Origin of the sequence: Ruminiclostridium hungatei, assembly GCF_002051585.1 — a bacterium.
Taxonomy (GTDB): Bacteria; Bacillota; Clostridia; order Acetivibrionales; family DSM-1351; genus Ruminiclostridium; species Ruminiclostridium hungatei.
In genome coordinates this window covers 84,119-98,345 of sequence record NZ_MZGX01000003.1, presented here as the reverse complement: position 1 = coordinate 98,345, position 14,227 = coordinate 84,119, and the positions used below count along the sequence as shown (strand labels likewise).

Sequence of the window (14,227 nt, the reverse complement as noted above, 5' to 3'; positions counted from 1 at the left end):
AGAAGGTGTTTCAAAAAGGAGATATTTATGGCGATTGGACAGTTTCAGCAGCAGCGGTGGTCGTTTGACAGTTATGCTGTAGGTACAGTGCTTAGTATAATCGGAAGATTTGACTACAAAATATATGAAAATTCCGATAACGGGTATAAAATCTATACCTTTGATATTGAGAAGATTATTGATCAGGACGGCTTTGAGCATGAGGCCTCCGATCAGATAAGTGTTACCGGCTACTATGAGGTTAATGAACACTGTGCAGTACTCCCAAGCAAGGTTATAGGAACTGTAGGAGCCTACAGGGGAGAAAAGCAGCTCAAGGCTGAAACGGTTGAGTTTATAGAGCCTGCAACAGACGAGGGGATTATTTCTTTCTTGTCTTGCGGCATAATTAAGGGAGTCGGCGAAAAAACCGCCAGAAACATTGTTGCCGGATATAAATCGGGCTCAGGCTATGTGGAGGGCTTTGGCAGCAGGACTCTGGAGATTATAAAAAATGAACCTCTGGCTCTCTCCAAAATAAGGGGGATATCTCCTGACAAAGCCAGAATAATTCATGATTCCTATATGGAAAACATGGAGTATCAAAATGTAATGATATTTTTTCAAAGGTTTGGAGTTTCTTCTGCCAAGGCTATGAAAATATACAATTCCTTTAAGGGGACATCAATTGCTATAGCCGAGCAGAACCCATATATGTTCGCAAACATCAGGGGTTTTGGTTTTAAAAGCTGTGATGAAATAGCAAGGAAGCTGGGGATAGACCCCCATTCCATATTCAGGCTGGAATCCGCCTTGAAAAGTGTTCTGGAAACGGCGGAAAGTGACGGACACTGCTATCTGTTTAAGTCCAAGCTGCTGGAAATGACGGCTAAGGCGCTAAGCGACGAAGCTGATACCATAACCACCAGGGAGCTTGAAGAGGCATATGACAGAATGCTGAAGCTGGGCAACCTTGTGAATATAACCTATTCCGAGATGGAAGAAAGCTTCGAGGCTGTTTATACTAAGGAAATGTACAAACTGGAGTATGAGACGGCTGTTGCCATAAAGAAAATTGCCCGCTGCCAGCCGGATGCACGTTTTTGTAATGTGGACAGGCTTATTGAGGAGTTTGAGGCCATGCGTGGATTCGGACTGGAGGACATGCAGAAGGAGGCCGTAAAGGCAGTTTTTGATACAAATATGCTGATACTGACCGGGTCGGCAGGAAGCGGCAAGACTACAACCGTTGAATGTATGATATATGTTTTGCAAAGGTATTTTGAAAACCAGGAGGAAATGAGCTTTATGCTGGCAGCGCCCACAGGGAAGGCGGCAAAAAGGCTTACCGAGATAACTGGGTTTGAAGCCATGACCTTACACCGGCTGCTTCAATTTTCATACGAAAATAAAGGCTTTTTTTACAGGGAGGGCAATGAGCTGCCCTATGACCTGATAGTTGTGGATGAGGGCTCAATGCTGAGCATAGACCTGGCCCATGCACTTTTTACCGCCATTTCGCCGGGAACTACAGTGGTGATGATTGGAGATACACAGCAGCTTCCGTCCGTCGGTGCGGGCAATGTGCTGGAGGACATGATAAACAGCGGCATAATAAGAACTGTCAAGTTAAATGTCATCAAGCGCCAGGCAGACGGGTCGGGTATTATCTCCAATGCAAACAGGATCATAAACGGCGAAATGCCTGAGAGTATAAATGAGAATAAAGATTTTTTCATAATAGAGGAAGAGGACAAGAACAGAGTCATAAAAAAAACTCTTGAGGCACTGACCAGGCTGATGACGGGGTACAGTTATACCATTGACGACGTACAGGTTATTTGCCCGCAAAAAACTTCGGAAATCGGAACCTATGAAATGAATAAAGCCATTCAGGAACTGGTAAATCCTTCTGCCCAAGGCAGAGCCGAGATCAAGAGGGGCAACAGTGTTTTCAGAGAGGGTGATAAGGTTATTCATTTGAGCAACAACTATGAGTCCACCCATTATCACAAGGATCCCTTTACCGGGAGCTATGTAGCTGAAGAAAGTGCAGGAGTGTTCAATGGAGATATTGGACGGATTATTGAAATATCAAAGATCAATGAAGTAAGCGGGAATGGTGATGATGAAAGCAATGATACAACCCCGGAAAAGAGAGTAGCTGTCCAATACGATGAATTTATCATAATTTATCAGGTGAATGAGCTGGAGGAAATTGACCTTGCTTACAGCCTCACGGTACACAAGATGCAAGGTTCGCAATGTGAAGCGGCTATCATACTCTGCCATATGAGAAATTATATAATGCTCAACAGGAATCTGGGTTATACTGCTGTTACAAGAGCAAAAAAAATGGCCTGCATAATAGGCCAGAAAAAAGCAGTTAAAGTTATGGTATCCAATGTGAAGATAAATGAACGAAATTCCATGCTGTGCGACTTGCTCAAAATATAGACGGTAAATTTTGCTGAAAATGAAGTTGAAATGTGGGAATTAATGTCATATTGCATAACTTTGTAAAGTGATGTACAATGAAGTTAAAGCTAAGAGAAGCGCGTAACCAATCAGGAGGGATATTTATAAGTCTGCTGGAGTATATATTTCCTCCGAGATGCAGTATTTGTAACGAGGTATTGTCTCCGGAAAGTCCTATTAACATATGTATCTCATGTGCCAGAGATATGGAATATTTCAGCAATTGTGTCGAGCCTTTTTATCTGCCGGGAGAAATGAAAACTTACTGTGACGGAATCATATGTGTAGGCAAATACTGCAATGCACTTAAAAATTCCATAAGAAGATTCAAGTTTAAGGATAAGCCTTCCTACTACAGGGCATTTGGGAAGCTGCTGGCATTGAAGGTACGCAATACTGTACAGGCTGGGGAAATAGATGCCGTGATACCTGTACCCATGCATAAGGGCAGGATGAGACAGAGAGGCTACAATCAGGCTGAACTTATGGCCGGGTTGGTGGCAAGGGAACTGGGTCTGAAGCTGGAAGGCGGCTTATTGATTAAAGTTTTGGAAACCAGAAGTCAAAGTTTGTTAAGCAGGGCTGAACGATTTTCAAATCTGGAGGGTGCTTTTACAGTAAATTGCCCAAGTCGGGCAGCCAATAAAAACATTTTGCTTGTAGATGACATATTAACAACCGGGAGTACGGTCAATCAATGCAGCAAGGAGCTTAAACAGGCGGGTGCGGCCAGGATAATTGCAGGAGTGATTGCAACAACAAGAGCTGATTAATAGGTTTTACCTACATATAATATTTTAGTTATTTATTTTAGTCTATAGGGGGAATTAGTTATGCCGGATTTAAGAAACTGCAGACGTTGCGGAAGAATGTACAACTATATTGGTGGTCCGCCCATTTGCCTGGATTGTAAAAATGCAGACGAAGAGGTTTTTAAAAAAATAAAGGATTACTTGTATGACAACCCCGGGGCTACACTTTCGCAGGTGGCTATGGAGTGTGATGTCAGCGTTGAAAAAATTAAGATGTTTCTGAAGGAGGGCCGTTTGGAAATTACCGAAGGGTCAAATATCGTGCTTGAATGTGAAAGGTGCGGACGCTCTATCAGGACCGGCCGATTCTGCAGTGAATGCCAGAATCAGGTCCATAATGACATATCGGGAACCATAGCCCAGGCAGATAAGGAACCCGAGCCTAAAAAAACGGGAATTGGCATGAGATATCTGAATAAAAATCTTTAACAGGCCTGAAAAAGTATTGGTTAAGGCGGGAGCATTTGCTCCCGTCTTTTATTGCGTGGTGCGTCCAGCATTAAATATGCGCATTTCGGGAAATAATAGCTCTCAGAAGCATCTGAAATCAGCCCTGTTGACTTTTCCAATTATTAATTGCAAAGGAATACTAAATTAATTCAATAAATTGACGATAATAAATATAGTAGATTGAGTTATATAAGTGCAACTTAGAAAGTAGGTGTAGAGATGAAAATCACGGGTGATATTTACAATGTGTCCAAGGTCTATGACTCCAGCAAGTCTGTGGGGAAAATCAGCAAGACCGGTTCCGTAGCACCCAAGAAGGATGTGGTATCCATATCCAGCAACGCAATGGATTACCAGACTGTGTCAAAGGCATTAAAGGATATTCCTGATTTCAGGCAGAACAAGGTTGAGGAGTTTTCTGAGGTTTACAGGTCTGGAAAATATGATGTCAGCGGCAGGGAAATAGTAGAAAAGCTTGGGAAATCCATTCTGGATCAAAAAGCTTAATTTGGGAGAGAACAGCTACCAAAGACTTAAATTACTTGAAAATGCGAAAGATAAACATTTTGACCTAATGAAATGCACACATGTTCGGGGGGTGTAACGTAGATGGCAGCAGAAGAAGCAGTCAGGCAATTAGTCAATGTACTGAATCAGGAAAATGATGTATATGAAACACTCTACAAGATATCAAACAATAAGAAGGAAATGATTATCGGAGGAAAGGTCAATGAACTTGAAAATATAGTTAAGATTGAGCAATCCCTGGTAATGAAGATTTCGAAACTGGAAGATGAGAGAGAGAAGATAGTTGAAAGGTTGTGCGAATTGTCAGGTCAAAAGCCTGAAGATGTTACGATTTCCTGGCTCAGAACCTGGCTGGGTGAGGGTGAATCAGCACAGTTAAAGGTTTGTCAGGATAAGATTGTTGACAGCATTAATGCACTTAAGGATAATAACGAGTTGAATTCAAAGCTTATTAAGAACTCGTTGGAATATATCGATTTTTCAATAAACATGATGACAAGTATAGACACTGTGTCAAATAATTACGGCAGTTCAGGAAGCTCCGGCGACTCAAAGAAACGGAATTTATTTGATGTAAAGCTCTAGTGGCCTGTAAAAGGATTTTATAGAATTATGTTTTCAGTGTATTTTTTGAATTAGGGGGACAGCACATGGCTGTAGGGTTTTCTAGTTATGATATTGCCAGGTCAGGGCTCATGGTCAGTGAAAGAGGACTGGCTGTTACAGGACACAATTTATCCAATGTCAATACAACCGGATATGTCCGTCAGCAGCTAATGATCGAGTCAAGTCCATATATAAATGAATACGGTAAGAACGGGAGACTGTTTCAGTATGGTTTAGGGGCGGATATCCAGGAGACCAGGCAGATACGACATACTTTCCTTGACAATATTTACAGAAGAGAAAATACCTCTTTGGGATATTGGGAAACCAGAGGCAAGGCTTTTGGAGATGTGGAGTCTATTCTTAATGACCCTATGGCAGATGGCGGTCTCCAGGAGGTTATGAATCAATTCTGGGACTCCTGGCAGGAATTGACCAAAAATCCTGAGAGCCTCACTACAAGGGCACTTGTGCGGCAAAGGGGACAGGCGCTGGTGTACCATTTCAATCACATAGGCCAGCAGTTGGATAAGCTTCAAAATGACCTTAATTCCGAGATTCAGGTCAGGATTGGTGAATTGAATAATATAACCAGTCAGATAGCAACACTTAACTATAAAATAGCCAGCCAGGAAATTAACAGCGACAGTGCCAATGATTTCAGGGATCAGCGGAACCTCTTGCTGGACAGGCTTTCTAAGCTATGCAATGCTGAAGCTTTGGAAATGCAGGATGGACAGGTTGATATAACACTTGGGGGCTATTATCTTGTTCAAAAAGGTACCTCAAGGAATTTGTACGTGGAAGCGAATGCTAAAAACGGAAATTACTTTTATCCTATGCTGGAAGGCACCAACATAGAAGTTAATATAAAAAGCGGTATATTAAAAGGCTTGATGGAGGCCCGTGGTGAGGTTCCGGGCATTAAAGGAACCTACGAAAACGGAAACCCCAGGGAAAAGGTCGATATTACAATAGGCATTGACACTACACAGGGACCGGAATCAAGTTATCTGGCAGATTTAAAGGCATATATCGGCAAGTTTGTAAGTGATTTAAAAATTACAGGTACGGATTTTAATATCAGGTTTGTGAACATGGATTCGGTTTCCCAATTCTATGGAGGCCCTGACAATGTCTATACCCAGGAAAATATAGATGCTTTGTTGAGCGATCCCGGCTTTGATGCCTTATTTGACGGCTCGGCAGGAACAGATGCTGATTTTGGCACCTTTGCCGATGAAATACAAAATTCTATTAATAATTACAGGGCTGATGCCACAAAGGTTGCATATATATTCACCAATAAAAGTATTGATGGCTCACTTGTTGACACCAGCGGTGATGCAGGCCACATTCAGAAGCTCATAGACTGCGGAGTCAAAACTTCCATAATAACAAACAAGAGCTTTATGAACCAGGGGCAGGATGCCACAGAAATCGGATGGAGCAAGGTCGCTGCCGCTACCGGCGGTGAAGTATTTGCCCTGGGCAGTACCGAAGAGGAGTATACGTCTGTGTTTGCCGGCATGAACATGAACATGAGACAGGCAGTTAATGCTGCAATGGGGAACATTCTTCCCTCAAACAACATTGTATCGGATGTAAAAATAAAATTGAATGCCATGGTTAACGCTATAGCAAGAGAAATAAACTATCTCCAGAAGTCCGGGTTTACACTGGACGGAAAGCCTGGTGTGGACTTCTTTGCAGCTATAGACGACAGGTATCCCATGCAGATGGGAAATCTCAGGCTGAGTGATGAACTGTTGAGTGATAAGGGCTTGAACAATATCACCGCCTCATCTTCTACAGCAAAAGGTGATAATTCCATTGCCAGAAAGATTGCAAACCTGAGAGATGCCGATCTGATGGAGGATAGCGCGGGAGATGTTACCATAGATGAGTTTTACAGGTCGGTAATTCTGGATATAGGTAATGGGGGGGCTGAAGCCAACAGGATAACCGAGAGCCAGACAACCCTGGTCCAATCTGCTGATGAGCAGAGAACGGCCATATCCGGAGTGTCCATGGACGAGGAAATGGCTAATATGATGAAATTCAAATTTGCCTATGATGCATCTTCAAGGGTGCTTAACATAATTGATTCCATGCTGGAAAATGTAATTATGGCAATGGGCAAGGTAGGAAGGTAGAATTAGCTGATAACTGATAAAGTAATCTGCAAAGAACAGGTGGGGGTATAATGAGACAAAGCTTTTTTGGTTTTAATATAGCATTAAGCGGACTATATACGGCACAAAAAAATCTGGATACTGTAAGCCATAACATAACCAATGCCACAACTCCCGGCTATTCCAGACAGCAGACAGTCCAGAGTGCCTCGAGGCCCTTGTCGGTGCTGGATGGCACCGGTATGGTAGGTACGGGTTCAGAGGTTAAAACTGTAGCCCGTATAAGAGATGAATATTTGGATTTTAAATTCTGGAGTGAAAATACAGCCGGCGGTGAATGGAACAAAAAGGCTGAACTGCTGTCGGAAATTGAAGGTACGTTTAACGAGCCATCCTCCAGTGGCTTTGTAACCATCATGAATGAATTTTTTAATGCCTATCAGGAATTGGCAAAGGATCCTTCAAGCTCTTCAGTCCGCGCACTGGTCAGAGAAAAAGGATTTACTCTTTCAAATTATTTTAATAACACCGCCACTCATTTTGAAAAGCTGCAGGAAGATATTAACGATATGGTGAGAATCAGTGTCAATCAGATCAATTCTCTGGCCTCTCAGATTCAACAGTTGAACAAGCAGATTTACAACTTTGAAATACAGGGACAATCTGCAAATGACTTGAGAGATTCCAGAACCCTTCTGGTAGACCAGCTTTCAAAGATGATAAATATTCAGGCTACAGAGGTTTCTTATGGAAAGCTGCCAAACGGTGCTGAAGATATTCATTTTCAGATTACTGTAAGCGGAAAGTCACTTGTTGATCACTTTAATATAAGCAAATTAAGTCTTGAGCAGCGTCAGAGCAAGTTAAATGAAGAGGATGCCGGAAACCTGTATGAAGTTAAGTGGGAAGACGGAAATTCCATTAACATCACCGGCGGAGAGTTAAGAGGGCTTTTGGATGTCAGAGACGGCAAGGACGGGGCTCTCAGTGCGGATGGAAACAGCAAGAGTCCTATTTATAGAGGCATACCTTATTATCAGATGAAATTGAATGAATTTGTACGTACCTTTGCGATGGCCTTCAATGAAGGATATATTCCCGACAATAATGGTATTTTGACTGATTACGCGGGGCATGTGGACGGATATGGCTATGATGCCGATATAACCGGTCCCGGAATCTCTCCTACCGGAATCAGGTTCTTTACGATGTTTGGAGAGAACAATAAAGCAATATCCAGCAGCAAGCTGATTGAAGGGGTAAGCACGGTTACTCCTCCGGGGACTGTAAACTACGATATTGTCAGCAAATATTCAAATATTACGGCAAAGAATTTCACAGTAGGCAGTGATGTTATGAACAATATTGATAATGTTGCCACATCCGACAAGCCTGGTGAGAACGGCAATATAAATGTTTTGAACAAGATAATGGAAATCAGGTCAAACCAGAATTTGTTCTATGAGGGTGCTCCCGAGGACTTTATGAAGTCCCTGGTGGCAGGTCTGGGAATTGATTCCCAGCAGGCAACCCGGTTCAAGAGCAGTCAGGATACAATAGTGCAGCAGGTTGATAACAGAAGGATGTCTGTTTCGGGAGTTGAACTCAATGAAGAAATGACAAACATGGTGAAATTTCAGCAGGCATATAATGCGGCGGCAAAGATGATAACCACCATGTCGGAGGTCTATGACACTTTGATAAACAGGCTGGGAGTGGGCTAGATAAACATGCTGGTTTCACTTCAGAGCCAAAGGCAGCTTGCCTTTAGTTAATTATACTGTATTACGAGAAAACGGCTGGAGGAACAATGTATGCGAGTTACGAATAATATGATAATTTCAAACATGCTGAGGAATCTGGGAAACAATACCCAAAGAATGAGCAAATATCAGAACCAGCTTGATTCAGGGAAGAAGATATCGGTTCCGTCCGACGATCCCGTGGTTGCGGCCAGAGCACTGAAACTCAGAACCGACGTGGCAAAGGTTGAACAATACCAAAAGAATATTAACGATGCAAAATCCTGGCTGGATACCACAGATGTCGCCCTTGGGAAAATAGGGGATGTTCTGCAGAAAGCAAGGGAGCTGACGGTTCAAGCTTCAAACAGTACAAATACTCCCGAGGAAACCCAGAAGATAGCTCTTGAGCTTAAACAGCTGAGAGTTCAGGCAATCCACCTGGCAAATTCCTCCTATGCAGGCAGATACATTTTCTCCGGCTTTAAAACCGACCAAAAGCTGATTAATGATGATGAAGACAGTCCGAATTTCGGGCAGTTCTCAATAGATGTCAATACCGTTGATGAGAGACTGTACTACGAAATAGGTGTTGGTGACAGCATAAATGTTAATGTCGCCGGAGGAGATATTTTCAACAATGGCGGAGATGCTGCAAATGGGACAGTATCTTCAATGATACAGATGTTTAATGAAGTCATATCCTATATGGATGCAGGACAATATACACAGACAAGCAATATGCTGGATGACTTTGACAGAGAGATGGGTAATGTTCTCCGGGCGAGAGCTGATGTGGGCGCAAGGCAAAACAGAGTTGACCTCACTGCGGACAGAATGAGCAATGATCTTGTGAACTTTACCGATTTAATGAGTAAGAATGAAGATGTGGATATAGCTGAGACCATTATGAATCTGAAGAATGAAGAAAATGTATACCAGGCCTCTCTGGCCGGCGGTGCAAGAATTATCCAGCAAACCCTTGTGGATTTTTTAAGATGACGGTTTAATTTGGGCTTAACAATATTAAAGATGGGCTGCTGCCCATCTTGTGTTATTTTCGTACAGGGATGTGAGTAAAATGGGACTTGAAATCAGGACTACTCCTGCAAGGATTGAGATGGAGTGTATTCCCGGCCGGTTAAGCATTAATACCAGAAATGCCCGGCTTGAACTGAACCAAAAGCAGGCAAAAGTTAATATTACCACCGAGCAGCCCATGGTCTTAATAAACCAATATCCATGCTTTGCAGAGGAAGGGCTGAAAAATAATACCGATCTGTCCAGGGAATGGTCTCAAAGAGGCTATCAGGCAGCGATGGAGTTTATTGCAAAAAAGGCTCAGGATGGCGACGCAATGGCCAAAATCGGCAATAAGGCAAATATCATGATTGATATAGCCAGGAGGAACATGCAAACAGTGCATGAATTCGGTTTTGGGACAATGCCGGTATCCCGGCCGGAATTCCAGGTGGTCGGAGGGACGGTTGAATTGGAAGCAGAATTCAGAAACAATATAGGAGAGTTAAACGGTGTCACCGGCAATTTTATACCCGGAGAGATCAACTTTGAGTTCACACCCGCTGTAATAAAGTCAAGGATGGCTTCCTATGGGTCCATAGACATAAGATACACAGGCAATAATGTTGATGCATATGTGTAAAACATATTTAAGCATATAATGTATAAAATTGATAATAAAAAAGGTATAATTACATATATGTATAAAATTTTTATGGGGGGTATTGGATTTGGTTATTAACACTAGGCACTTTGGTGAGATAGATATTATAGAAGAACACATATTGGATTTTAAAGAAGGAATTATAGGCTATGAGGACTCCAACAGATTTGCTGTTATAGACAGCGAAGATCCGGAATCTCCTTTTAAATGGATACAATCAATAGACAACACCGAGCTGGCATTTGCATTAATCGACCCGTTTACTGTCAGAACGGATTATGATTTTGAGTTAAAAGAAGATTATGTAAGCCTGCTGGAGATTGAAGAGCCCTCTCAGGTGGCAGTATATGCAATCGTTGTTGTTCCTGAGGATATCAAAAGAATAAGTATGAATCTGAAAGCTCCTATAGTCATCAACAGGAATAAAAGGCTGGCAGCGCAGGTCGTACTGGACACGGACAAGTACTCTGTAAGACATTATATCTTGGATGAACTCCAAAAGACGGAGGTGTAGAGATGTTAGTACTCTCCAGAAAAAAGGGACAAAGCATCATGCTTGGCGATAATATTGAGCTCACTATTATTGAAATACAGGGAGATCAGGTAAGGATAGGCATAAATGCGCCCAAGGCTGTTCAAGTTTACAGGAAAGAGCTTTTTTTGGAAATCCAGGAGGAAAATAAGAAGGCGGCCGGCAGCAGTAAAATCGAGCTGGAGTCCATATTAAAATTGAAAGATATTAAAGCTAAGGATAAGGATTAGGCTATTAAAATAATTTTCAAGGATTTTTATATTTTTCCTCTAAAGTATTCTAAAAAAAGTACGATATATTAATCAGGTAGGACAAGTACGGAGACTTTATACCGGCCGGATTGAGTCGATGGCAAAGCCTGCACACCATACAGGAAAGGATTCCTGTTAAAAAATAAAATCATGGAGGATTTTTATTATGAGAATTAATCACAACATCACAGCATTTAACACTTACCGTCAGTTGTCAAACAACACCGGTGCAACATCAAAATCACTGGAAAAGCTGTCATCAGGTCTTCGTATCAACCGTGCAGGTGACGATGCAGCCGGTTTGGCAATCAGTGAAAAGATGAGAGGTCAGATCAGAGGTTTGGATCAGGCTACCAGAAACTCACAGGATGGCATATCACTTATTCAGACAGCAGAAGGTGCTTTGAACGAAACTCACAGCATACTGCAGAGAATGAGAGAACTGGCTGTTCAGGCTGGTAACGATACCAACACAGCAGAAGACCGTACTCAGATAGCTACAGAAATCAGCCAGTTGCAGTCAGAAATCGACCGTATCTCTACTGATACTCAGTTCAACACAGCTAACTTATTGGGCGGTGCTTTTTCAGCTACACTGCAGGTTGGTGCTAACAGTAACCAGGTTATCAACTTTACTATCGGCACAATGTCAGCTGCTGGTTTGACAGTAAATGCATTGGATTACTCTTCAAATGCAACAGTAAGTACTGCACTTTCAAGCTTGGATGTTGCAATTACTGCCGTATCTACTCAGAGAGCAAACCTTGGTGCATTGCAGAACCGTCTTGAGCACACTATAAACAACCTGAGCACTGCATCAGAAAACCTGTCAGCCGCTGAATCACGTATCCGTGACGTAGACATGGCTAAGGAAATGATGGAGTTCACAAAGAACAACATCCTTTCACAGGCTGCACAGTCAATGCTTGCACAAGCAAATCAGCAGCCTCAGGGAGTTCTGCAGCTCCTCAGATAGTGCCTGCTTTAAAATCAGAGAACTATGGATGTGCAAATATCATGCCGGTTATAGATGCTGGCATGATATTTTTTTAAATAAAATAAAAAGGAATGATGATATGCTTCAATTATCTTTATGCATGATAGTAAAAAATGAGGAGCAGGTTTTGGAGAGATGCTTGGACTCGGTTAAGGATATAGTTGACGAAATAATTATTGCAGATACCGGCTCCACAGATAATACCGTAAATATTGCGTCGAAGTATACTGGGCATATCTATGATTTTGAGTGGACCGACAGCTTTTCGGATGCAAGGAATTTTGCACAGAGCAAGGCGTCCGGCAAATGGATACTTGTCCTTGATGCTGACGAATATGTTGATGGAGATAACCTGAAAGAAGTAAAGGGACAATTATGCGAAACCAGTGAATCGATTGATGCCTTTTCAACCACAATTTATAATTTTGCAGGATACAGCGGTGAACATATAGTTCAGCACAGGAGCCTGCGGATTTATAGAAATGATCCTAATATAAAATATGTGCGTACAATTCATGAGCAATTGATCCGGGAAGATAAAGAATTTAAATCGGATAAGAGTGAATTAATAATTTATCACTCCGGGTATATGGATAATGTAGTAAAGGGAAAAAATAAAAACTCAAGGAATGTAAAATTGATCCAAAAACAGACAGATGTGGCAGGACAGGCTGCCTTTGATTACTTTAACATGGGAAATGAGTTTTTATCGGCCAGGGAGGTGGAAAAAGCCTTGGAAGCTTTTCAAAAGGCATATATGCAAAAAGCTGATATCAGGTTTGCATGGGTTCCACTGACCGTAGTTCAGATGGTATTATGCCTGATTGATTTAAAGAGATATAATGAAGCGCTCAAGGTTATTTATGATGCAGAGCTTATATGGAATAATGCGCCTGAGTTCAAATGCCTTAAAGCAAACGCTTTCCTGGCACAGAACAGAAGGTATGAAGCCAAGGCCGAACTTCAGGAACTTATAGAAAATAAGGAAAATTACAAGCATTTTATCAGGAGCATTGATTATCTGGAATTTCATCCATATATGCTTCTGGGTGACATTTATAATAAAGAAGGAAATGTAAGTCAGGCAGTTGAAAACTATGCTCATGTACTTTCTGTAAACAGCAGAAGCTATGAGGCTTTTTATAAACTGGTTTCAGTATTGTCAAAGTACTGTTCGCAGGAAGAGCTTTTAAAGTTTATTAATGATAATAACCTTGCTGATGAAAAGAAGCGTATGAGATTGATAAAAATCTTGCTTGAAATATCTCAACTGGAATTGGCTGCTGCTTTTATCGGTTCATTGAAGGGGAACCCGGGTATTCTGGTGGGAATAATCTTAAAGTATAAAATGCTTAAAGACGGCTATGAGAGTGCAAGGGATTATCTTATGGGAATTCCTGAGGAGGATATTGTCAGGATTCTGGGTGAAGGATTTATTGACAGAATAGACCTTGGGCTGCTATACCTTGTAAAGCGGGAGCAGGAGGTGTATTCAAAAATCACATGTGCATTTGATGACAAATCAATGCTTCTGTTCTTAAAAAAGTGCAAGGTAAATACCGACTCCAATAAGGATTTATATTTAAAGCTGCTTGAAAGAAGCATTCGCTATAAATGGTTTGAGCTTTTTGAAAAATTGCTGTCAGAGAAAATTGGTGATGATGCCGGTATTGAGCTTGGAATCGGACATATGCTGAACAATCACGACTTCAGAGAACTGGCCCTTGAATTCTATGAGAGGGTGGGAGATATAAAAAGGCTTGATGAAAAGGCTTTTGAGAATATCGTCAGTACCTTGAAGGAGGAGGGCCAGAACGAAAATGCTGTTCAATTTGCGCTGAAGGCCATAGATATGGGCTATACAAATTTTTCAGTTTTTATGAATGCCATACAGCTTCTGGGGGAAATGGGCAGGAAGGAGATCCAGAAGGAAATACAACAGATTGCCATAGGCCATTATCCTGACAGCAGGCTGTTAAAAGATTTGAAGTAATGCTTGTCAATATAAAATTTATCATTTTATAAATTGGACT

The 14,227-nt window shown here is 41.7% G+C and carries 13 protein-coding genes; all 13 read left to right on the top strand.

The genetic code is table 11. The features are described from left to right. Positions 1-27: 27 nt before the first annotated feature. Positions 28-2,436, top strand: a complete 2,409-nt coding sequence (gene recD2, locus CLHUN_RS02985; RefSeq protein WP_080063081.1) for an SF1B family DNA helicase RecD2 — start codon at positions 28-30, stop codon at positions 2,434-2,436. Positions 2,437-2,513: 77 nt separating this feature from the next. Then, on the top strand, positions 2,514-3,230 hold the full coding sequence (locus tag CLHUN_RS02980; RefSeq protein WP_165755643.1) for a ComF family protein: 717 nt from the start codon (positions 2,514-2,516) through the stop codon (positions 3,228-3,230). Positions 3,231-3,290: 60 nt separating this feature from the next. Continuing rightward, the gene (locus CLHUN_RS02975) at positions 3,291-3,698 is read left to right on the top strand and encodes a MerR family transcriptional regulator (RefSeq protein WP_080063080.1); all 408 of its coding nucleotides are present in this window, start codon (positions 3,291-3,293) and stop codon (positions 3,696-3,698) included. 240 nt (positions 3,699-3,938) lie between these two features. Beyond that, positions 3,939-4,226 carry a flagellar biosynthesis anti-sigma factor FlgM gene (locus tag CLHUN_RS02970; protein ID WP_080063079.1) on the top strand — a complete coding sequence of 96 codons (288 nt, stop codon included), beginning with the start codon at positions 3,939-3,941 and terminating at the stop codon, positions 4,224-4,226. A gap of 102 nt (positions 4,227-4,328) precedes the next feature. Then, entirely contained in the window at positions 4,329-4,832 is a 504-nt protein-coding gene (locus CLHUN_RS02965) for a flagellar protein FlgN (RefSeq protein WP_080063078.1), read from the top strand. Between the two features lie 65 nt (positions 4,833-4,897). Next, a complete protein-coding gene (gene flgK / locus CLHUN_RS02960) occupies positions 4,898-7,009 on the top strand; it encodes a flagellar hook-associated protein FlgK (protein WP_080063077.1) in 2,112 nt (703 codons plus the stop codon). 50 nt (positions 7,010-7,059) lie between these two features. Then, positions 7,060-8,712, top strand: a complete 1,653-nt coding sequence (gene flgK / locus CLHUN_RS02955; protein ID WP_080063076.1) for a flagellar hook-associated protein FlgK — start codon at positions 7,060-7,062, stop codon at positions 8,710-8,712. 90 nt (positions 8,713-8,802) lie between these two features. Then, positions 8,803-9,732 (top strand): flagellar hook-associated protein FlgL, encoded by a 930-nt coding sequence (gene flgL / locus CLHUN_RS02950; protein ID WP_080063075.1) that lies wholly within the window; start codon positions 8,803-8,805, stop codon positions 9,730-9,732. Positions 9,733-9,811: 79 nt separating this feature from the next. Beyond that, entirely contained in the window at positions 9,812-10,393 is a 582-nt protein-coding gene (locus tag CLHUN_RS02945) for a DUF6470 family protein (RefSeq protein ID WP_080063074.1), read from the top strand. A gap of 88 nt (positions 10,394-10,481) precedes the next feature. Continuing rightward, the gene (gene fliW, locus CLHUN_RS02940; protein WP_080063073.1) at positions 10,482-10,928 is read left to right on the top strand and encodes a flagellar assembly protein FliW; all 447 of its coding nucleotides are present in this window, start codon (positions 10,482-10,484) and stop codon (positions 10,926-10,928) included. Between the two features lie 2 nt (positions 10,929-10,930). Further along, positions 10,931-11,176 carry a carbon storage regulator CsrA gene (gene csrA, locus CLHUN_RS02935; protein WP_080063072.1) on the top strand — a complete coding sequence of 82 codons (246 nt, stop codon included), beginning with the start codon at positions 10,931-10,933 and terminating at the stop codon, positions 11,174-11,176. Positions 11,177-11,363: 187 nt separating this feature from the next. Beyond that, entirely contained in the window at positions 11,364-12,173 is an 810-nt protein-coding gene (locus tag CLHUN_RS02930; RefSeq protein ID WP_080063071.1) for a flagellin N-terminal helical domain-containing protein, read from the top strand. Between the two features lie 28 nt (positions 12,174-12,201). Further along, on the top strand, positions 12,202-14,187 hold the full coding sequence (locus CLHUN_RS02925) for a glycosyltransferase (protein ID WP_080063070.1): 1,986 nt from the start codon (positions 12,202-12,204) through the stop codon (positions 14,185-14,187). Positions 14,188-14,227 lie beyond the last annotated feature (40 nt).